The organism is Ferrovibrio sp. GW821-FHT12E11, assembly GCF_058806975.1.
Genome location: NZ_JBXAQG010000001.1, coordinates 3,835,888 through 3,856,711 on the forward strand (window position 1 = coordinate 3,835,888; position 20,824 = coordinate 3,856,711).

The 20,824-nt window shown below is 61.5% G+C and carries 23 protein-coding genes; 9 read left to right on the forward strand and 14 right to left on the reverse strand.

The genetic code is table 11. The annotated features are described in order from the left end of the window. Positions 1–5: 5 nt before the first annotated feature. Positions 6–476 (reverse strand): deoxycytidylate deaminase, encoded by a 471-nt coding sequence (locus AC1ROT_RS19070; RefSeq protein WP_493000902.1) that lies wholly within the window; start codon positions 474–476, stop codon positions 6–8. A gap of 71 nt (positions 477–547) precedes the next feature. Next, on the reverse strand, positions 548–1,492 hold the full coding sequence (locus AC1ROT_RS19075; RefSeq protein ID WP_493000903.1) for a LysR family transcriptional regulator: 945 nt from the start codon (positions 1,490–1,492) through the stop codon (positions 548–550). 229 nt (positions 1,493–1,721) lie between these two features. Here AC1ROT_RS19075 and AC1ROT_RS19080 point away from each other — a divergent pair, with 229 nt between their 5' ends. Genes AC1ROT_RS19080 through fdxA form a run of 7 tightly spaced genes read left to right on the forward strand, consistent with a single transcriptional unit; the run spans position 1,722 to position 8,134 of the window. Then, entirely contained in the window at positions 1,722–2,765 is a 1,044-nt protein-coding gene (locus tag AC1ROT_RS19080; RefSeq protein ID WP_493000905.1) for an ABC transporter substrate-binding protein, read from the forward strand. 13 nt (positions 2,766–2,778) lie between these two features. After that, on the forward strand, positions 2,779–3,588 hold the full coding sequence (locus AC1ROT_RS19085; protein WP_493001174.1) for an ABC transporter ATP-binding protein: 810 nt from the start codon (positions 2,779–2,781) through the stop codon (positions 3,586–3,588). After that, complete coding sequence (locus AC1ROT_RS19090; protein ID WP_492970957.1) at positions 3,588–4,436, forward strand: ABC transporter permease; 849 nt, start codon at positions 3,588–3,590, stop codon at positions 4,434–4,436. Before AC1ROT_RS19085 ends, AC1ROT_RS19090 begins: the two co-directional genes overlap by 1 nt. Positions 4,437–4,463: 27 nt before the next feature. Then, positions 4,464–5,813: an FAD-dependent oxidoreductase gene (locus AC1ROT_RS19095; protein ID WP_493000907.1), complete on the forward strand. Its 1,350-nt coding sequence runs from the start codon at positions 4,464–4,466 to the stop codon at positions 5,811–5,813. Position 5,814: 1 nt separating this feature from the next. Beyond that, positions 5,815–7,038: a CaiB/BaiF CoA transferase family protein gene (locus AC1ROT_RS19100; protein ID WP_493000909.1), complete on the forward strand. Its 1,224-nt coding sequence runs from the start codon at positions 5,815–5,817 to the stop codon at positions 7,036–7,038. Then, positions 7,035–7,811, forward strand: a complete 777-nt coding sequence (locus AC1ROT_RS19105) for an enoyl-CoA hydratase-related protein (RefSeq protein ID WP_493000910.1) — start codon at positions 7,035–7,037, stop codon at positions 7,809–7,811. Before AC1ROT_RS19100 ends, AC1ROT_RS19105 begins: the two co-directional genes overlap by 4 nt. 5 nt (positions 7,812–7,816) lie before the next feature. Beyond that, a complete protein-coding gene (gene fdxA, locus AC1ROT_RS19110) occupies positions 7,817–8,134 on the forward strand; it encodes a ferredoxin (protein ID WP_493000911.1) in 318 nt (105 codons plus the stop codon). Positions 8,135–8,143: 9 nt separating this feature from the next. On the opposite strand, the gene AC1ROT_RS19115 is transcribed toward fdxA, so the two are convergent. From AC1ROT_RS19115 to AC1ROT_RS19145, 7 genes are read right to left on the reverse strand one after another with little or no spacing between them, the layout of a single operon-like run. Then, positions 8,144–8,935, reverse strand: a complete 792-nt coding sequence (locus AC1ROT_RS19115) for an ABC transporter ATP-binding protein (RefSeq protein ID WP_493000912.1) — start codon at positions 8,933–8,935, stop codon at positions 8,144–8,146. Next, on the reverse strand, positions 8,932–9,774 hold the full coding sequence (locus AC1ROT_RS19120) for an ABC transporter ATP-binding protein (protein WP_492970951.1): 843 nt from the start codon (positions 9,772–9,774) through the stop codon (positions 8,932–8,934). Before AC1ROT_RS19120 ends, AC1ROT_RS19115 begins: the two co-directional genes overlap by 4 nt. Before the next feature lie 8 nt (positions 9,775–9,782). After that, positions 9,783–10,673, reverse strand: coding sequence for an ABC transporter permease (locus AC1ROT_RS19125; RefSeq protein WP_492970950.1), 891 nt, complete (start codon positions 10,671–10,673; stop codon positions 9,783–9,785). Then, positions 10,670–11,698, reverse strand: coding sequence for an ABC transporter permease (locus tag AC1ROT_RS19130; protein ID WP_493000914.1), 1,029 nt, complete (start codon positions 11,696–11,698; stop codon positions 10,670–10,672). The genes AC1ROT_RS19125 and AC1ROT_RS19130 overlap by 4 nt, the downstream gene beginning before the upstream one ends. A 21-nt stretch (positions 11,699–11,719) precedes the next feature. Further along, positions 11,720–13,309: an ABC transporter substrate-binding protein gene (locus tag AC1ROT_RS19135; protein ID WP_492970948.1), complete on the reverse strand. Its 1,590-nt coding sequence runs from the start codon at positions 13,307–13,309 to the stop codon at positions 11,720–11,722. A 39-nt stretch (positions 13,310–13,348) separates the two neighbouring features. Next, positions 13,349–13,837 (reverse strand): hypothetical protein, encoded by a 489-nt coding sequence (locus tag AC1ROT_RS19140; protein ID WP_492970947.1) that lies wholly within the window; start codon positions 13,835–13,837, stop codon positions 13,349–13,351. Beyond that, entirely contained in the window at positions 13,834–14,478 is a 645-nt protein-coding gene (locus tag AC1ROT_RS19145; protein WP_492970946.1) for a helix-turn-helix domain-containing protein, read from the reverse strand. The genes AC1ROT_RS19140 and AC1ROT_RS19145 overlap by 4 nt, the downstream gene beginning before the upstream one ends. A gap of 99 nt (positions 14,479–14,577) precedes the next feature. Here AC1ROT_RS19145 and AC1ROT_RS19150 point away from each other — a divergent pair, with 99 nt between their 5' ends. Both AC1ROT_RS19150 and AC1ROT_RS19155 read left to right on the forward strand, forming a co-directional pair. Further along, positions 14,578–15,174, forward strand: a complete 597-nt coding sequence (locus AC1ROT_RS19150) for a GNAT family N-acetyltransferase (protein WP_493001176.1) — start codon at positions 14,578–14,580, stop codon at positions 15,172–15,174. Positions 15,175–15,259: 85 nt separating this feature from the next. Further along, positions 15,260–16,036, forward strand: a complete 777-nt coding sequence (locus AC1ROT_RS19155) for a tryptophan 2,3-dioxygenase family protein (RefSeq protein WP_492970945.1) — start codon at positions 15,260–15,262, stop codon at positions 16,034–16,036. A 1-nt stretch (position 16,037) separates the two neighbouring features. Here AC1ROT_RS19155 and AC1ROT_RS19160 read toward each other — a convergent pair whose 3' ends face one another. The 5 genes from AC1ROT_RS19160 to AC1ROT_RS19180 form a co-directional block, all read right to left on the reverse strand. Beyond that, positions 16,038–17,087, reverse strand: coding sequence for an aldo/keto reductase (locus AC1ROT_RS19160; RefSeq protein WP_493000915.1), 1,050 nt, complete (start codon positions 17,085–17,087; stop codon positions 16,038–16,040). 61 nt (positions 17,088–17,148) lie between these two features. Beyond that, entirely contained in the window at positions 17,149–18,420 is a 1,272-nt protein-coding gene (locus AC1ROT_RS19165) for an ABC transporter substrate-binding protein (protein WP_492970943.1), read from the reverse strand. Between the two features lie 104 nt (positions 18,421–18,524). Then, positions 18,525–19,538 carry an aldo/keto reductase gene (locus AC1ROT_RS19170; protein ID WP_493000917.1) on the reverse strand — a complete coding sequence of 338 codons (1,014 nt, stop codon included), beginning with the start codon at positions 19,536–19,538 and terminating at the stop codon, positions 18,525–18,527. 63 nt (positions 19,539–19,601) lie between these two features. Further along, positions 19,602–19,967: a TIGR04076 family protein gene (locus AC1ROT_RS19175; protein ID WP_493000919.1), complete on the reverse strand. Its 366-nt coding sequence runs from the start codon at positions 19,965–19,967 to the stop codon at positions 19,602–19,604. An 8-nt stretch (positions 19,968–19,975) separates the two neighbouring features. Beyond that, a complete protein-coding gene (locus AC1ROT_RS19180) occupies positions 19,976–20,674 on the reverse strand; it encodes a GntR family transcriptional regulator (protein ID WP_492970940.1) in 699 nt (232 codons plus the stop codon). Positions 20,675–20,824 lie beyond the last annotated feature (150 nt).

A 20,824-nucleotide genomic window follows, 5' to 3' on the forward strand; every position in this document is an offset into this window, starting at 1 on the left:
GGTCGTCAGGCCATCTTGCCCAATGTCTGGGCATGTACGGTTTTCAGGTCACGGTCGATGTGGACAATCTCCACGCCGCCCTCGGCCAGAATGACCTGAGAGCGCAGAAAGGTGGCCCCCCAGACGGGGTCTTCCAGATCAGCGGGCAGGGTATACAGCCGGCGAATGCCGGACTGGACGATGGCCCGGGCGCAGTCGGCACAGGGGAAATAGGTCGACAGCAGCGAGGCGCCATCGGTGCTCAGCCCCCGCCGCACGGCTGCGAAGATGGCGTTGCGCTCGGCATGCTCCATCCAGATCAGACGTTCCTCGCCATGACGTTCTTCCAGGTCGCGCACCCCTTGTGGAAAGTCGTTGCAGGCCTCGATCCGGGTTTCACCATCGGCCAGCACGATGATGGCGCCGACCTTGCGTGGCCGATTAGGGCTGTGGCGGGCAACGGCGATGGCCTGATCCAGGAGTCTGTCGATATCCATGCTTGCCTCGTCTGAGTGTGAGGCGATGCTATGCAGGCCTGTGCAATCTGCCAAGCCATATTGCCGGTGGTTCAGGATCGCCGTTTTACGCTGCCGGGTTTTGGCAGGCGGCTGAGTTCCTGGGACAACTGCCGGAAATGTTCGCGGATATGATCCAGCACAATGGCCGCCGGTGCAGACAAGGGACGATTCTTCAGGACCACGGCGCCGATGGCTGTCCGCGCTAGCAATGGGTCGTTGAAGGGGATATGCACCAGGCGGCCGGTCTTGATGTCGTCGAGGAAACCGATCGGTGAGAAAAAGCCGATGCCCAGACCGGCCCGCAGGATATTGCCCATGAAGGGGAAGGAGTTGGAGATCACCCGGCAGTCGAAGGTCGCACCGCTATGGGGAAATTCCGACTCAATCACCGGCTCCAGCATCGATTTGTAATCCGGCATCACCACCGGATAGGCGGCGCAATCGGCCACATTGAGATGACGGCGCTTGGCCAGGGGATGCTTCGGCGTCATCACGGCGCCGAAGGAGACCGGGAATTCTGCCGCGATCTCGATGCCGGCCAGACGGCGGTCGATGAACAGCAGGCCGATATCGGTGCGGCCGGCCCGCAGCTCGGTGGTGATGTCGGCCGTATCGCGGCCGATGGCGGAAAAGGTGATGCCGGGGTGCTTGGCCGAAACGCTCTTCACCACGTCCGGGACCAGGCCGACCATCAGCGATTCCAGGGCCAGTAGATGCACACCACCGATCACGCGGCCGCCCAGGCTGTCGATCTCGTCGCGCACCCGGCTGAAGTTGCCCATGGTTTCATGGACATGGCGCAACAGGATGTCGCCGGCGGCAGTCAGCTTGACGCCATTGCGCTGCCGTTCGAACAGCGGGGTTCCAAGCTCCTCCTCAAGCTTCAGAATCTGCCGGTTGACGGCCGAGGAGGCGACATTGAGGGCTTCGGCCGCCTTGCGGATGGAGCCGTGGCGGACCACCTGGTCGAAGTAGCGTAAAATTGCAGCATGCATGGCATAAACAGGGCAGGTTTCAGTGATGCCAAAATAGCATCACTACGAGCTAAAATCTCTTCTTTTCGAGAGCGCTCTGACAGGCCTAGGCTTTTGCTCAACCGGGGCGGCAAACCCGATCTCGCCAATAAAACACCAAGCCTGGCCCGGACCGAGAAACGTGCGACGACGATGCGCGCGGCTGGCGTTGCCGTATGGCGACGGGCTGCCAGACAGGGAGACGGGGACCATGACGAAATTTTCTGCGCGCCGTGCGACGGCAGCGATGAACCGCCGGCAGATGCTGGCGGCGGCCGGCGCCGGCTTGGCTGCCGGCCTGTTGCCGCGGATCGGCTACACCCAGGCCAAGACCACCACGATTAACATGCAGCTCGGCTGGATCGGCGGCGGCAACCAGCTTGGCGAGGTGGTGGCCAAGCACCTTGGGTATTATGAGGAAGAAAAACTTAACCTGCTGATCCAGCCCGGCGGTCCCAGCATCGATGGTGTTGCGGTCGTGGCGTCTGGCCGTTACGAGATCGGCCAGGTTTCCTCCAGCCCGTCACTGATGCTGGCAGCCTCTCAGGCCATTCCGGTGCAATGCTTCGCCGTTGGCGCCCAGGAGCATCCCTATACCTTCTTCTCGCTGAAGAAAAAGCCGATCACCTCGCCGAAAGACATGATCGGTAAGAAGGTCGGTATCCAGGCAACTGGCCGCCCGCTGCTGAGCGGCCTGCTGCGCAAGAACGGGATTCCAGAAAATCAGGTGGAAGTGGTGATTGTCGGTGCCGACATGACACCGCTGATGACCGGGCAGGTGGATGCCTTTGCCGGCTGGCAGACCAATACGTCGGCCTTGCGTGTACTGGGGAACGAACGCGTCGATCTTCGCCTCTGGGACAACGGTGTGAAGCTTTATGCCCTGCCGTATTATGCCACCAAGGAAACCGTGGATCGTAAAGCCGATCTGTTAACCGGATTTGTCCGTGCCACGGCCAAGGGCTGGAAATACGCCTACGAGAATCCGGAGAAGTCGGTCGATCTGCTGCTCAAGGAATTCCCGAATCTGACGAAGAGCGACGAAATCGAAGCTGCCTATATTATGGTGAAATTCGCTTTCACCGGCTACACCAAGGCCAATGGCTGGGGCGCCATGGATATGGATGTCTGGAAAAGCCAGATCGCTCTCTATGACGACCTGAAGCAGTTCTCGGCCGGCGCACCGAGCCTGGACAAGGTCGCCACCACCACGATTCTGGATGCAACCCGCGACAAGCGTCCGAAGATCGGGTGATACGGTGAGCGTCATGGCAATGGCGGCAATGCCGCCCGTTTCCAGTGCCGAACCGGCCGTCAGGCCGGCGGTTTCCTGCCAGGGCATCACTGTGCGTTTTACCACCGAGCGCGGTACGGTCACCGCGCTCGACAATATAGACCTCACGGTGCCGGTCGGGCGCTTTCTCACCCTGCTGGGGCCCTCCGGTTGCGGCAAATCGACACTCTTACGGGTGATCGCGGATCTGATCGCTCCGACAGCCGGCCAGTTGAGTGTACTGGGGGCTGCGCCGGCCGAAGCGCGCCGCAATCGTGAGATCGGCTTCGTCTTCCAGGATGCGGCGCTGCTGCCCTGGCGGACGGCTTTGCAGAATGTCGAATTGCCGCTGGAGGTTGGCGGCGGCAAGGCGCGTCCAGGGCCGCGCTCGGCAAGGGAACTGCTGGAGCTTGTCGGTCTTGCCGGCTGGGAAGGCGCCTATCCGCATGAACTGTCCGGCGGCATGCGTCAGCGGGTCGCCATCGCCCGTGCTCTCATTACCGGTCCGAAACTCCTGATGATGGACGAGCCATTCGGGGCCCTGGACGAGATCACGCGGGATCGCCTGAATGAGGAACTGCTGTCGGTCTGGCGCAGCACCGGTACGACCATCCTGTTCGTGACCCACAGCATCTATGAAGCGGTGTTTCTGGGTGAGCAGGTCCTGATGATGGCGGCGCGGCCGGGCCGGATTCGCGAGCTGGTTTCCATCGATCTGCCGCAGAACCGCAGTCTGGCCGTGCGCGAGATGCCTCGCTTCGTTGAGCTGGCCAGTTATTTGCGCCGCGTACTGGAGAGCTGCTGATGACTCGCATGGTTGCCGTGGCGCCAGCCGTATCGTCCGCATTCGATGACGATGCTGTTGAAAAGGCGAACTTCCTCAAGCAGCAGAACCGACTGGCCTGGCGCAAACGCCTGTTGCCATTGGTTGCCGTGCTCGCTCTGCTGCTGCTGTGGTGGCAGGTGGTCGAGATTTTCGAGATCAAGCCTTATATCGCGCCGTCGCCGATCGCGGTGGCCAAGGTGCTGGTTTCGCGGTTCGACATGCTGATGAGCAATCTGCTGCCGACCGCCATAGAAGCGTTCCTGGGGTTTCTGCTGGGCAATACGGTCGCCATCATCATTGCGACCGTTTTCGTTCACAAGCAGACCGTGGAGGAGGCGTTTTTCCCGGTTGCGGTCATGGTCAACACCATTCCTGTGGTCGCCAAGGCGCCGATCCTGGTTCTGCTTCTGGGCAACGGTATGGAGCCGAAGATCGCCATTGCGGCGTTGATCTGCTTTTTCCCGACACTGGTCAACATGACCCGCGGTCTGCGTGACATCAATCCGCAGCAGATGGAGCTGATGAAGGTCCTGTCAGCCACGCCGCGGGAAATCTTCTTCCGCCTGCGTGTTCTGAATGCATTGCCCTATCTGTTTTCGGCGTTGCGCATCGCGGCCAGCACGGCCGTGATCGGCGCTATCGTCGGTGAATGGATCGGGAGCACCGTCGGAATCGGCGCCCTGATCATCCAGGCGACCTACAGTTTCGATTCGCCGCTGCTTTACGCGACCATTGTGGTCGGGTCGACATTTTCGGCGCTGTTCTTCGGCGCAATTGTGATGATCGAGCGCCGTGTTGTGCGCTGGAGCGTCGACAAAACGCCGTGATCGTTTCCCATGCAATGGAGTGAAGACATGATGAGTGAAAGCCATGTCGAGCAGGCCGGCCAATCGGTTCCTGTTGTGGCCCGCGCCGATCTGGTCGTGGTCGGTGGCGGTCCGGCTGGTCTGGCGGCGGCCGTGGCGGGAGCACGCAACGGCCTGTCGGTGATCCTGCTCGAACGCTATCCGTATCTGGGCGGTCTGGCGTCGGGTGGCATGGTTCTCGTCCTCGACGATATGTGTAATGGCAACGAGAAATCGGTCCTTGGCATCTGCAGCGAATTCATTGCCCGGATGGAGGCGCTCGGTCTTGCCGTTACGCCGCCGGAATCCGAATGGCGCGCCGACTGGGGCTTGTGGCGCAAATGGTCGCGCTGGGGCGTCTTTAACTTCCATGCCCATGTCAAACCGCAGCCGATCTGTTACGCCACGGCTTTCGATCCTGATGGCTGGAAGCGCGTCTCGAACGATCTGGTACGCGAGACCGGTATTCAGTTGCGTCTGCATTCCTGGTTCTCTCAGGCGATCATGGACGGCAATCGCATCCGTGGTGTGATCAGCCAGACCAAATCGGGGCCGGAAGCCGTGCTGGGTACCGTGGTGATCGATGCCACCGGTGACCTCGATGTGGCAGCCTCGGCCGGTGCCGGCTTCATCAGTGGTTCCTATATCACAACGACGGTTTTCCGCCTTGGTGGCGTGGATACCGAGGCGGCGGAGCGCTTCGAGTTCGAGGAGCCCGAGAAATTTGCCCTGATCGACCGCGAGGCCAAGCGGATCATGGGCGGTTCCTGGGATAAATGGTGGCTCAAGACGCCGCTGCCCGGCATCGTCTGGTGCAACTGTCCGCATATGCCCAGTCTCGACGGGTTGAAGGTCGAAGACATGACGCGCGCCGACTTCATGGGCCGTGATCGCATTGCTGCCCTGGTATCCTATATCCGCCAGAATCTGCCCGGCTTCGAGCGCTGCGTTGTTGTCGATGTCGCGCCGCAGTTGGGCATACGCCAGACGCGGTTGCTGGAAGGCGCCTACGTTGTGACGAAGGAAGACATCGCCGAGCGCCGGCACTTCACCGACAGCGTGGCGCGTGGGCGCGACTATTACACGCCGTATCGTGCCCTGCTGCCCAAGGAAACGCAGGGCCTGCTTGTCGCCGGCCGGCATTATTCGGCCAGTTCTTCGGCGCAGAAGGTTTCCCGCGAAATCCCGCCCTGCATGGCCATGGGCGAGGCAACGGGTATTGCGGCAGCGTTGGCTGTTGAGGCCGGTGTCGACGTTGCGGCGGTGGATGTCGCCAAGCTGCAGCGCAAGCTGCGCGAACAGGGTGCCGATCCGGGAGACCGGCCGGCAGAGAATGCGACTTTGGGAGAGGCCGCCTGACATGACGTCTACGCAGAAAACAGGCACTGCGCCGCAGCCGCTTTCCGGCATCAAGGTTATCGACTTCACCCAGGTGATGCTGGGGCCCTGTGCGACCCAGGTGCTGGCCGATTACGGTGCTGATGTCATCAAGATCGAGCGTCCCGGTTCCGGGGACCTGTCGCGCACCGCCATTTCAGGCGACCCGGACGGACTGGATAATCCGGTGTTCCGCAGTTTGAACCGTAACAAGCGCAGCATTGCTATCGATCTGCGCAGCGAAGATGGCCGGCAGATTGTGCGCGACCTGGTGCGTGATGCGGATATCGTGGTCAACAATTTCCGCGCGGGCGTCATGGAGCGCATGGGCTTCGGATACGAGGATCTGCGCAGCCTGAATCCGCGCATCATCTGCGCCTTCGGTTCGGGCTTTGGCCAGAGCGGCCCGCTCTCGCACAAAGGCGGCCAGGATATCCTGGCCCAGGCCCTGAGCGGCGTGATGGCGCGCCGTCCCGATCCGGAGCAGCCGCTGACGATCTATTCGACGGCGCTGGCCGATTACAGCGCCGGCATGCATCTGGTGCAGGCCATTCTGCTGGCGCTGCTGCAGCGCGAGAAGACCGGCATGGGTCAGCAGGTGGAAGTCTCGCTGTATGACTCGATGCTGGCGATGCAGATGCAGGAAGCGGCCATGTGGCTGCAGCGCAATCGTGAACTGAACTGGGGCGGCATGCCGCTGACCGGCGTCTTTGCCACCACGGATGGAGCGGTGGTCATCGTCGGTGCCTTCAAGGCCAATCCGCTGCAGGATATCTGCGCGGCGCTGGAATTGCCCGACCTGTCGCAGGATCCGCGCTTCTCCAGCCCGGCGCGGCAGGCCGAGAATCGCAGCCTGCTGCAGACGATGTTCCGCGAGCGTGTCGCGACCAACAGTACGGCATACTGGATGGCCCGGCTGGAGGAGCAGGATCTTCTGTCAGCTCCCGTGCAGAATCTTGCCCAGGCCCTGGAATCGCCGCAGACCGCGGTCAATGGCATGGTGGTGTCAATGACGCGGCCGACCGGCGGCGCGCAGGCGAACGATGCCATGCAATTGCTTGGTTCGCCCCTGCATATGGATGAAACCGCTTTTCGCCTGCGTCATCTGCCGCCGCAGTTGGGTGAGCATGGCGGCGCCATCTTGAACGAACTGGGATATTCATCCGACCGGATTTCCAGGCTGCGCGATGCCAAGGTGGTGGCATGAGCATTCGCTTCGATATCGCCGATCATATCGCCCGGGTGACCATCGACCGGCCGGAGCGGATGAACGCCATCAATGCAACCGCCGAAGCCGAGTTGATCCGCATCTGGGAAACGATCGAGCGGGATCGCGATATCCGCGCCGTCGTCATTACCGGCAGTGGCGAACGGGCCTTCTGTTCGGGTGCTGATATGAAGGGCGGCAACGGCAAGACCGGGCTGGAATACTGGGCGGCGCCCCGACCGGGCGGATTCGGCGGCCTGTCGCTGCGCGATACGCTGGATGTTCCGGTGATTGCGCGCCTCAATGGTCACGCGCTAGGCGGTGGTATGGAAATCATGCTGGGTTGCGACATCGTCATTGCCGCCGAGCATGCGACCGTGGGCCTGCCTGAACCGCGGGTCGGACGGCTGGCGCTGGATGGCGGCATTGCCCTGCTGGCGCGCCGGATGCATTACGTCAATGCCATGGGCCTGTTGCTCACCGGTCGACGCATCCCGGCCGCAGAAGCGAAATCCCTGGGCCTGATCAATGAGGTTGTGCCCTATGCCGATCTGGATGCCGCGGTGGAACGCTGGCTTGTCGATATCCTGGCCTGCGCACCGCTCAGTCTGCGGGCTGTGAAGCAGATGGTGCGTCAGGGCGGCCGACTGACTCCGCAGGAGGCGCAGGCGCTGCGGTTGCCGGCTCTGGTCGAGGCGCTGCAATCCAGAGATTCGGACGAAGGCGTGCGGGCCTTTCAGGAAAAACGCGCACCGGTCTGGCAGGGCTGCTGAGCGCCATGACCTATGTGGTGGCGGCTCCCTGTATCGATGTGAAGGACGGGGCCTGCCAGAAAGTCTGCCCGGTCGACTGCATCTACGAGGGCGGCCGCATGATGTATATCCACCCGGATGAATGCATCAACTGCGGTCTTTGCCTGTCTGTCTGTCCGGTCGAGGCGATTTTCGAAGATATGGCACTGCCGGCCAGCGAAAGCGCCTTCCTGCAGATCAATGCGGAATTCTTCGGTCCGGCGGTCACCAACTGGGGCCGGCCCGGCGGCGCTGATCCGCGCCACACTAGCAGCCTGGATCATCCTGAGGTTACCCGGCGCTAAAACGCCCGCTTAACCGTGCGTAAGGTCGGGATGTGGAATGGCCATATGGCCTTCCGAAGCGGCCAGCAACTGGCGCGTATATGGATGCTGGACATGGCGGGCGATCAGGTCGTCGGTAGACAGTCGTTCGACGATGACACCTTTCTCCATCACAGCGACCCGGTCGCAGAGATGCGCGATCACGGCCAGATCGTGGCTGACGAAGACGCAGGTGACGGATCGCTCCTTGCGGATTGCCATCAGGAGGTTGAGGATTTCCGCCTGCACCGAGGCATCCAGCGCGCTGGTCGGCTCGTCGAGCAGAAGGATCTCGGGTTCCAGTGCTATGGCGCGTGCAATCGCAACCCGCTGGCGCTGGCCGCCAGACAGTTCATGCGGGTAGCGGAAGCGAAAGCGTGGACCCAGGCCGACCTGGTCGAGCAGATCGCGGATGCGGCGTTCCACATCGGAGAAGCCGTGCAGCACCAGCCCCTCGGACAGGATGCGATCCACCGTATGACGGGGATTGAGCGAGGCATAGGGATCCTGGAACACCATCTGGACATGACGGTGATAGCTGCGTGGCGGGCGCTGGCCCGGCGGCAGGGTTTCGCCGGCAACCGTGATGGCCCCGGTCCAGTTCGAGGACAGCCCGGCCAGCACACGCAGCAGGGTCGATTTGCCCGAACCGGAACCGCCGACCAGCCCGAATGTCTCGCGCGGCGCAACGGTCAGTTCAGCCTGGCGCACGGCATGGAAACGCTGCTTCCCGTCGCCATGAAAGATATCGACGCCAGCTACTGTAATCGCTGCAGTCGTCATGCGGTTTCCCAGGCGGGGTCGCGGTTGAGATTCGGCAACAACTGACCGCGCAGGACAGGCGAGGGCAGGCAGGCGATCAGGCCGCGGGTATAGGGATGCTCGGCCCGGTCGAGATGTTTGCTGTCCAGGCGTTCGACGATCCGGCCGCGATACATTACCAGAATACGGTCGCAGAACCGCGCCACCATGGGCAGGTCGTGGCTGATCAGGATCAGACCGATGCCGCGCCGGGTGACCAGGTCATCCAGCAGTTTCAGAACCTGCTCGCGCACCAACACATCAAGCGCGCTGGTCGGCTCATCGGCGATGATAAGATCGGGGCTGGAAACCAGCATGGCGGCAATCATGGCGCGCTGCCCCATGCCGCCCGAGAGTTCATGAGGGTAGGCAGCATAAACCCTGGCCGGGTCGTCGATGCCCACAGCGGCCAGGATCGCCAGGGCGCGCTCGCGCTGCTCGCTCCGGCTGATGTTCTCGTGCAGGACCAGAGTTTCGGTGATCTGGTCGCCGATGCGCATGACGGGATTGAGCGAGAATTTTGGGTCCTGCAGGATCATCCCCACCTGCTTGCCACGTAAACGCCGCCAGCCGATCTTGTCCAGCGACAGCAGGTCCGTGCCACGCAGGCGCATGGATCGTGCCGTCATCATTCCGGGTTTGGGGATCAGGCCCAGAATGGCGCGGGCGGTCATCGATTTACCCGAGCCGGACTCGCCGACGATGCCAACCTTTTCGCGGCCGATGTTGAGCGAAAAGTCGCGCACCACGGATACCGGCCCCTGGTCGGAGGGGAAGCTGACGGTCATGCCGTCGATGTCCAGCAGCGGAGTGTCGGTCATCGCAGGGCCTAGTCGTGATGCTTCGGGTCAAGGACATCGCGCAGGCCGTCGCCCAGCAGGTTGAAACCCAGGCTGACCAGCAGGATGGCTACCCCCGGCACGGTTGCAACCCACCAGGCATCGAAAACATGGTCGCGCCCGGTTCCGATCATGGCACCCCATTCCGCCATGGGTGGTTGCGCACCGAGGCCGAGGAAACCGAGGCCGGCGGCGGTGAGGATGATGCCGGCCATGTCGAGCGTGGCGCGGATGGCGGCCGAAGACAGGCAGAGCGGTAGAATCTGGCCGATCACGATGCGCGTCCCGGACTGGCCCAGGCCGCGGGCTGCTTCGACGAATTCGGCATGCCGCAGTGTCAGTGTTTCGGCGCGCGCCAGCCGCGCATAGGAAGGCCAGGCGGTAATCGCGATGGCGATGACGGCATTGGTCAGGCCAGGCTTCAGAACGGAAACCAGTGCCAGCGCCAGGATCAGGCGCGGGAAGGCCATGAAGATGTCAGTCAGCCGCATGAGCAGGGTTTCGACCCAGCCGCCGAGATAACCGGCGATCATGCCGATGGCAAGACCGAAGGGTGCAGAGAAGGCGATGACGAGAATCACGATCAGCAACGTGGGCTGTGCGCCGTACAACAGCCGGCTGTAGATGTCGCGCCCGAGCTGGTCGGTGCCGAGCCAGTGGGCGGCGCCGGGCGGCTGCAGGCGATCGGTCAGAGTCTGGGCCATCGGGTCGTGGGTGGCGAGCAGCGGGGCAACCAGCGCCATGACCAGCAATGTCAGGACCAGGAGTCCGCCGACCAGGGTTGACGGATTGCGCATGATGCGACGCAGGCCGATCCTGATCTGTATCAGGCGCGCTTCGCGTCGCGAGTTGGGGGCGAGCATATTCGCAGCAGCGCTCATCGGGCGCGCGTCCGGGGATCGAGCAGGGGATAGATGACATCGGTCAGCTTGTTGAGCAGCACGAAGCAGATGCCGATGACCAAAGTGCCACCCAGGACGGCCGGCATATCGGCCGAGAACAGGCTCTTGGTAATATAAAGCCCGAGGCCCGGCCAGGCAAAGACGGTCTCGGTGAGTACGGCGCCTTCCAGCAGATGGCCGAACGACAGTGCAATGACGGTCACCACCGGCACCAGAGCATTGGGGAAGGCATGCCGCCACAGCACGCGGGTCTCGGAGGCCCCCTTGATGCGGGCCATGGTGACATATTCTTTATTCAGCTCCTCGATCATGAAGTTCCGCGTCATGCGTGCAATATAGGCGAGCGAGAAATAGCCAAGCAGCAGCCCGGGCAGGATGATATGCGAGAAGGCGCTGCGAAACGCGGACCAGTCACCGCTGCGCAAGGTGTCGATCAGCAGAAGGCCGCTCCAGTCCTCGACGGTATAGCGATAAGCAGTGCCGATGCGGCCCGGTCCGCCGGTCCAGCCGAGTTGGGCGTAGAATACCAGCAGGGCGATCAGGCCGAGCCAGAAGACCGGCGTTGAATAACCAATCAGCGACAGCACCCGGGCCGTATGGTCGAACCAAGTGTTGCGCCTGTGAGCCGCATAGACGCCGAGCGGCAGTCCGACGGCAATGCCGACCACGATGGCCAGCGTGGCAAGCTCCAGGGTGGCGGGAAATGCCCGGGCGATATCCTCGCGTACCGGCTGACCGCTGGCTGAAGACTGACCGAAGTCGCCGCGGGCGATGCCTTCGATATAAAGGCCGAACTGTACCCAGATTGGACGGTCGAGGCCGAGCTGCACGCGGGCCTGGGCATAGGTTTCCTGCGAAGCCTTGTCGCCGACCACGGCAATGACCGGGTCGATCGGCATCACCCGACCGATGATAAACGTGGCGAAGAGGAGCCCTGCGAGCGTGACGACCAGGGTCGCCACGCCACGCAGGAACAGCAGAAATCCGGATGCGCTCCCCATCATGCCAGATCAGCCGAGCGGTATTTACTTGGTGACGTTGCGGTACAGCACCAGATCATTCGTCGGCCCGTGGATGAAGCCCTTGACCTCGCTGCGCAGGGCAACCTGGGCCTGGGCCTGGAAGGTCATCACCCAGGGCGACGACTTCAACACGTCCCGCTGCAGGTCGCGGTACATGTCGAGGCGCTTGGCCGGGTCGCGTTCCACCAGTGCCGCACGGGTCCGGGCCGACAGCTCCGGTACCAGCCAGGCATTGCGCCAGGTGGTGGTGCTTTGCGGTGTGCCGTCGCCGTTATCGACGTTATAGGCAAATGCCTTGGCGTTCGAATGAGGGTCCATGAAATCCGGGCCCCAGTAGAGCAGCATCATTTCATGCTGGCGGGCACGATATTTGGTGATGACCTGTGCCGACGTGCCGGGCAGCAGGTTCAGCTTGATACCGGCCTGTGCCATCGTCGCCTGCATGGACTGACCGATATCGGTGAAGGGTGCCGAAGAAATCATGTCCATGTCGATGGACAGGCCGGGTGCGATATTGGCCTTGGCCAGAATGTCCTTCGCCTTGGCGACATCCAGTTTGAAGGGCTTGTCTTCCACCGCGCCGGGGAAGCCCGATGGCCAGAAGGTCTGATGGACCTTCATCTGGCCGCGGAGCAGCGTGTTGGCGATGCCGTCATAATCGATGAGGTAACGCATCGCTTCCCACAGGGCAGGGTTCTGCAGCTTCTCGTGCTTGAGGTTGAAGCTGAAGAAATGCAGAGCGGCCTGGGGATAGGTCTCGACCTTGATCCCGGCCTTGTCCTTGACGGCGGCAATCTGGTCGGGGCCGAGATTGCGGGCGATATCGGCATCACCGGATTCGACCATGAGTCGCTGTGTCGAGGCTTCCGCCACATGGTTGAAGACGATCTGCGTCATCTTCGGCGGCCCGCCGGCATGGTTCTTGTTCGCATCCAGCACCAGAGACTCGCCCGGGCGCCAGACGCGCAGCGCGAAGGGGCCGGAGCCGGCCGAATTGCGCGACAGCCAGGCATTGCCCAGGTCGTTGTCCTTAGCGTTCTTCGTCGCTTCCTTCTCGTCAACGATCGAGCCGGGGCGGGCGGCTAGCGCGTTCAGCACAAAGGAGGGAGCGAAATTCTCGGCAATGGTGATGGCGACTTCGCTGTCCGAAACCTTCTTCACCATCTGGTCGATATTGTCGGCGGTCCAGCCGAACTGTGCCAGGATGAAGGCCGGTGCCTTTTTCAGCACGATCACGCGGCGCAGGGAAAACACGACGTCTTCGGGGCGCACCGGATTGCCGGAGGCAAATTTCACGCCGCTCTTCAGTTTGAAGGTGATGGTCTTGCCATCGTCGGAAATCTTCCAGCTTTCGGCCAGTCCGGGCACGATCGTCTCGATCTGGGCCGGATTGTATTCGATCAGCTTGTTGTAGATGTTGGCGACGACTTCGCCGCTGGTGAATTCGTAAGCCTGGGCAGGATCCAGGCTGACGATATCATCGATATTCTTGGCGACAACCAGCAGGTTCGCGGGTGTCTTCGCTTCGACAAAACCGGTGCCTGCGACGACGGTAAAGAGTGTCGCGGCCAGCGTCAGGCTTACTCTGTTCATTGTCGGTCCCCCTTGGTCAGATGATGCGAAGAAGTAATGTCAGATTTCAGTGGTCAGCAATGCCGGCAGCAGCTGCCGGGCAATGGTCATGGCCGGTTCCAGATGCTGCGTGTCGTAAGCGAGCGGGCTGTCGAGCAGGTTGGCAGTGCCGAGCACGGCGCCGCCATAGACGATGGGCAGGTTCATTACCGAGCCCAGGCCCAGGCCGGCGATGGTTTCGTGATCGGGGAAGAACGGCTTGAAGTCTTCCACCGTGCGGCCCAGGAAGGGCTGCATCTGGCTGCGCACGCGCTCGTTATAGGCATTGGCGAGAACCGGCTTGCGTCCGCCGACCGGATAGACGTCCTGGTTGGTCGAGTGGATGCGTTCCACCTCACGGCCGCCCTTCAGGATCTGCGTCACCGTATAGAGCTTGAAGCCGACGGTTTGCGCGAAGGCCTTGCCGACGGCTTCGAGCAGGGTGCGGGGCTGCTCCGGCGCTGCCCAGGCGGCCTGTACGTCCAGAACCAAACTACCGACTGACGTCATGGATGAAATCCTTGGGAGTCTTCACTGCGAAAAACAGGAACGGTACCGACCCAGATCACGGCGGTCGGGATTTTGCCGCGGTTGCCATAGGAATGCGGCGTGTCGCCACGGAAATGGCAGGTATCGCCCGGGCCGAGTTGTACGGTAGTGCCGTCGATTGTCTGCTCCAGTTCTCCGGCCAGTACATACAGCCACTCTTCGCCGACATGGGCGATTGTCTCGGCGCTGTATCCGGGGGGAACATGAATGATAACGGCATCCATATGCTGGCCGGGGAAGACCGTGGACAGCCGCTCGTAACGCAGGCCAGAGGCTTCAATGCCGAACTGGGCGCGCTGGCTGGCGCGCGTCACGGCGCCGGCAGCAGAACTGACATGGACGAAGGTTGAAACCGGCAGATCAAGAGCAAAGGCAATGCCGGCCAGGCTGCCGAGCGACGGAGTCGCCATACCGCGCTCGACCAGTGACAGAAAAGCCGGCGACAGTCGGGCTTTTTCGCTGACCTGTACCAGGGTCAGCTTGCGCTTTTGCCGCTCCTGGCGAATGACGGCACCCAGATTCGACACCAGCGCCTCGCGAGCCGCCTGGGCGGCGTCATCTGCGGGCTCTGCAATGGCGGGGAATCCCGAGTCTCGATCCATCCCGGCAAGCTACCCGAATTTTCACCTTAGTAAAATAATTTTAGTCTGGTTAAATTCACGGCATAAGTTTGCTTGGGATGGAGGCATCTTTTGACTGATATGCTGTGGCAGCCCGCCGCGCCAATCGAAACTGACCGATTGTGTCTGCGCCGGTTCAGCTCTGGGGACATTCAGGCCCTGCACGACATTCATTCCCGGCCGAATGTGGTTCGGTATGTCTCCTGGCCGGCTCACGCCAATCTGAATGACAGCCGCCTGCTGCTTGAGACGCGCATGGCCGTGCGCGGGCTGGCCGCGGATGGCGACAAGCTCGTTCTGGCCGTCACTGAAAAGGGCACAGACGCTTTGGTCGGCGAGGTGGCGCTGATTCTGGTGAACCGCGAGCTGATGCAGGGCGAGATCGGTTTCATCCTGCATCCGCAGTATCAGGGGCGTGGACTGGCCTACGAAGCGGCGGCGGCCATTTTGCGTATTGCGTTCTCCCTGGCGGGCTTTCGCCGGGTCATTGGCCGATGCGACGCTCGGAACGGGGCGTCGGCCGGATTACTGGAAAAACTGGGGCTCCGGCGCGAGGCCCATTTCCGGAAGGCCGAGCTGATAAAAGGCGAGTGGGTCGATCGGTTGATTTTCGCGGCTCTCGCCGAAGAGCATCCCTTCGGGCTTCGTTGCACGCTGGCCGCGAACACGCAGGATTAAAGCATAAATCCCTGTCTCTGCTGGCCGAGAATCTATATACTTTAAATATAAACTAATCTTGGCCGGCAGCGTAAATGGAGGATTCATGGCGGACGCGCCCCTCAACAAAGACCAGTTCAGCTACATCGCGCATCTGCAACTCGACACGCTGCTGTCCGCCATGCAGCCGATTACCCCGCATCCGGAGGAACATCTTTTCCTCACCACGCACCATGCGCTGGAAATCTGGTTCAAGCACATCATCTTCGATCTGAAGCGCATTCTGCCCATGATTGCGGATAATCGCCTGGCCGAAGCCAACTGGCTGCTGAAGCGGCTCGGCGAGATCATGCGGCTGGCTGATGCGCACTGGACGGTGCTGGAGACGCTTTCCGCCCCCGACTTCCATGAATTCCGTCCCTATCTGACCGGAGCCAGCGGGATGCAATCTCGCCAGTTCCGTGAAGTCGAGGTTATCTGCGGGTTATGCGAACTGGCTGGAGAAAAATATACGGCGAGTGTGCGTGCGGCCTGGCCGGGAATGATCGAGGCCTATCCCGTCACGCTGCGGCAGGCATTTTTTGCTGCAGTTGAGCGATCCGGCCTCACGCTGCTCGAAATCTACGCCCAGCGCTGGCAACATTTCGAACTGTTCTCGCTGGCCGAAAATGCCATCGAGCTTGATCGCCGTTTCCAGGCCTGGCGGTACAACCATATCCTGATGGTGCGCCGGCAGATCGGCATGCGCACCAAGGGCACCGGTGGCACGTTCGGCAAGGACTATCTCGCCGGCACGATGGGCTACATCTTCTTCCCGGAATTATGGGAATTGCGGCATGACATCTCTGCCCAGCATGGCGGAGAGGTGGCACGGCCGGAATAGGCTAGACCGAGGCCGTATAGCTCGCAGCGATAGCGGATTGCATCTCGGCGCGCTCCACGCCGGCGACGTCGCCATCGACCGGCCCGCGTTCGGCCAGTACAGTGCCGATGGTTGCAATATCAGCACCGGTCAGTTCCAGCTGTGCTGCCCTGACATAAGCCATGGCACGGTCATGGGACGACATGCCGACCAGCAGGGCATTGGCGCCCCCTTGCTGCAGAGTCCAGGCCAGTGCAACAGCGGGAATATCGGTGTCGTGGCGCAGGGCGCAGGTTTTGAGAGCGCCGAGCAGGCGTTGCAGCCAGTCCCAGCCGCCAAAATGCTCGATCAGTTGCCGATAGACTTTGCCGAACGGCTTCTCCGCGCTCGGCTCGAAACCCGGATTGGCCGCGCCGAGCCAGGACTCGCTCAGGAATCCACCGGCCAGAGGACCGTAGCCGAAGACCTGCATGCGATGTGCGTGGCATGTGGCAATAACGCCATTGCCGGCTCGTGGATCGAGCAGAGAGACCTGCACTTGGTTTGAAAGCAGCTTTATGCCATCCGCCAGGATCGACTGCATTTCAGCGGTGGGAAAATTTGCCAGACCGATATCGAGGATGACGCCGCTTGCTTGCAAATCCTGTAAAACATGCGTGGCCTCGCGCCAGCCGGGCAGGGCCAGGTTCCACCACTGCAGCTGCACCAGGTCAAGCTGGGTCTGGCCTAGGCGCTGACAGGAGCGGTGTGTGCGGGCACGTATATCCGCCGGGCTCAACGGCGCGGAACCAGTCTGTGTAACGCGAGTGTGGGCACGGAGCGATTTTAAAGCATCACGACCACGTTTGTTCAGAAGTTCGTTGCGAAACTGACCGAGCAATTCTTCGACGCCATCATAATTGTCGGATGCTTCGATGGTCGTAAAGCCCAGGTCGAATCCTGAGAGCAGATCGGCGATGGCGGCGTCGCGCGAAATCCGGCCCGCTCGCTCATGCAATTGCCAGGTGCCACGGATGAGGCGGGGCAGGGTCAGACCGTGACGGATTTCGACGGTTGGCAGGGCCGCTGTCATGGAAATCTGAACGTAACAGGCGGGCTGAACCTCAGCCCGCCTGCCCGTCATACTCGCTGAATCACGTGCCGGTTTTGCTTTTGGTGTCGGCGACATCCTGGGCGCTGACATCTTTCTTGGCCACCAGTTTGCCACCTTCGACCATCCAGCCCACGAAAGGTGTGCTGACATCGCCATATTGGTCAAAGCTCATCGCACCGCTGGCCCCGATATAGCGAATGGTCTTGCCTTCGCTGAGCAGCTTGATGCCCTTCTTGAGATCATCGGCGCTGAGCGTGATCGGCTCGCCTTTCGGGTCGGTCACCTTCGGGAGTCCGGCGGCAATTTTCTTGCCGTCCTTGTAATCTTTCGCGGCAACCATGGCGAGACCGATCAGCGAAGCTGCATCGTAGCCGGAATCGCGACCAGGACCGACGCCGGATGAGTTCCAGCGCTTTTCATAAACCTCGCGATAGATCGTGGCCGAGTTTGGCGCCGGCGAACCAGGCGTCACGAACAGGGCATTCTTCAGATATTGTTCACCAATCTGATCGATGAACTTCTGGTCATTGAGGCCGAGCGGGAAGACATATTTCTGCTCGCCGCCCAGTGCCAGCCAGTCGCGCATGATCTTGCTGCCATCGATCACCGATGCAGCGAGATAGAGACTGTCGGGTGTACCTTCCAGGGCCTTGTTCACTTCGGCGCGGTAACTCGGCTGCTCGGCATTGTAAGTAACCTGTCCGGTCACCGTGCCGCCCATGGCCTTGAAGGTGGCAATGAACTGCTTAGAAAGGTTGTTGCCCCAGTCGTTGTTCAGATTCACGACCACCATTTTCTTGTGGCCGGCATCAATGGCCATCTTGGCGGCAGCCACGGCCTGCAGCGCATCGGAGGGCTGTACGCGGAAGAACAGGCCGTTCAATTTCCCCTGCCGGGCCATATCGGTGAAAGTGGGTGAGGATGACGCAGCCGGGATCATGAGGACGTTCTTTTCGACCGTCACGGACGACAGGATCGGTCCGGTGACGCCGGAGCTGATCGGGCCAACGATGGCGGCCACGCCATCGAGATCGATCAGGCGTCGCGCTGCGTCCACACCGACCGAAGGCTGGGTCTGGTCGTCGCGCACAATATACTCAAGCTTGCTGCAATCGCCGACCTTCCAGCCCGCTTCAGCCAGGCGCTCGACAGCGAGCTGGGAGGCGTTGTTGATCGGGATGCCAAAGGTGGAGTAGGTCCCGGTCATCGACAGGGTGGCACCGATTTTCGCCGGACAGGCCAAAGCCGGTGCGCCGATGGTTAAACCTGCTGCGGCAACTGCCGCCAGCATCGCATTATGCTTCATCGCCATGTAAGCCTCCGTTTGGTCTTGTCTGATTTAATCCGAACCGCCCGAGCATCGGATCGGCCCCCTCATTCCACTCAAACAAACGCACGCGGTTTTCGGCTGGCTCTTTATGCCGCCGGCTTCTGATTCACTTCATTCTGGTTGTAGCGCATGATCCGGCCATGCGGACCGGTACGATCATTTTCAAGCTGGTAACAGTCGCCCGGCGGGCCGCGGCGGTTATCGGTAATCAGCGCCAGATCGGCAAGGTCTTCGCGGGTCAGCGCGAAATCGAAAATCTTCAGGTTGCGCGCCAGGTGGCGCGTTGAGGTTGCGCCAATGATGCAGCCAGCGACATTCGGGCGATCCAGGACCCAGCGCACGGCCACTTCGCCGATGCCGACGCCATGCCGCTTGCCAATGGTCTGCAATGCCGCAAGCAGTGCCTGGAACAATGACCAGTCGCCAAACTCATCGATGATCAGTTTGTACTTGGTCCAGGAGCGGTTCTCGAACTGACCCTGTGGCTCGGGCTTGCCCAGCCAGTCTTCGGAGAAGAAGCCGCCGAGCAGGTGGCCGTAGGTGAGAATCTTGATGCCCTTCGATTGGCAGTAGGCATTCATTTTCCAGTCGGGTCGACGATCCACCAGAGAATACTGAATCTGGTTCGCGACAACCGGAACGCCGGCATCAATCAGTTCGGCGAGGTAGGCCGTGTTGAAATTGGTGACGCCGATCCGGGCGATCTTGCCTTCACGCTGCAGGTCCCTCAGCACCAGTGCGATGTCGACGGCGCCCTTTACACTCCAGTCCCACCAGAAATACTGGACCAGATCAAGCTGTTCGACACGCAGGCGCTTCAGGGAGCGATCGATGACGCTGACAACGCCTTCCCGGTTCATGGTGGCAAGCGAAGCAAGATCGGGGACGAATTTTGTATGAACCTGGACCGACGGGGCGAGGCTGGGGTAATCCCGGCGGAAATCGCCGATCAGTTCCTCGACGCCGATATAATGATCGGCGCAATCGAAGCTGGTGATGCCAGCCTCGACGAAAGCGGCCATATCTTTGATCGCCTGGGTGCGATCCACTTGACCATGTCCGCCGGCCAGATGCCAGCCGCCCTTGAGGAGGCGGGACATCGTATAGCCTGGCGTCAACTCGATGCGTTCAACCTGCGACAAATCTTATCCTCCGAACGGCGATCAATCCTTGGGCAGCGGGACTGCCGTGGTTTCGGCGTGACTGAAGCGGCGTTTGCCCAGCCTGGTGATGCGGAACCGGCTCGGACAGTTCGGATCCGGACAGGCAATGTCCGCATCGGTGGTCATCCAGTCGTTTTTGTCGGTCGGGCGCTGTTTGGCCGGCAGCATCGGGATGATGGCGGCAAGGTTATACAGACTGAAGCCCTTGCCCTGCGGGAAATGCAGCAGTTCACCACGCACCTCGAAATAATCGCCGGCCACACTGTTGCAGAGCAGCTTTGCTCCGGGCGGCGCCACGACCTCGACGCGCAGGTCATAAAGCTCGAAGCCGTCGGGCATATCGCCTTTGATTTCGCCGTAGCTCATGAGCGTTCTCAGGCCGCGCGGTCGGCAGGGAACATCGCATCGCGGGCGATGTCGAACGACCGGTTGATGTCGGCCTCGATGGCGCGACGCACGCGGGCAGGATCGCGGCGGCGCAGGGCGGAGAGGGCGGCAACATGGTGCTCAGCGCCCCGGCCTTCGCGCGCATCGAAATATTCCGCCGATTTACGGATGAACGGACCGATCTGCAGCCAGAGGCCCTCGATGATCGGCAGCAGCACGGCAGAGCCTGACAGCCGATAGAAAGCAAAGTGGAAGCGCTGGTTCTGGGCCACGCTCAATTCGGCCTGGTCGGCGTCATCGGCGGCGGTTTCCACCTCCACCAGGCTTTCCAGCATCTTGATATCCGCTTTGGTGGCCCGTGCGGTTGCCAGTTCGGCGGCCAGGCCTTCGATGGCGATGCGCGCGCGGCGCAGATCTTCCAGTCGCTCGCGGTTGAAAACCGGCACCCGCGCGGTGCGGTTGGGCAGGGCCTCAAGAGCATTTTCCGCAACCAGCTGTCGGATCGCCTCGCGTACCGGCTGAGTACTGGTGCCGAAGAGGTCGGCCATATCCTGGATCTTCAAGGGCTGGCCGGGCTGAAAGCGGCCGCGCATCAACAGATCGCGCAACTGGCGATGAATGCAGTTTTGTACGGTTTCGCGCTGGATAGGCGTGACGCCAAGACCGATACTGGACAGAAGTGCCATTGCTGCGCTGCCTCCACTTTCTGATGCCAATCCGCGGTCTGCACCGCGTCTGGCGCCGGTCCGACCGGATGCGCGGGTTCGCTGCATTTCGGCTTGCCGTGATCTTTGATCAAAGATAGCATAACAAAGACAGGCTCGTTTGGCTAGGTC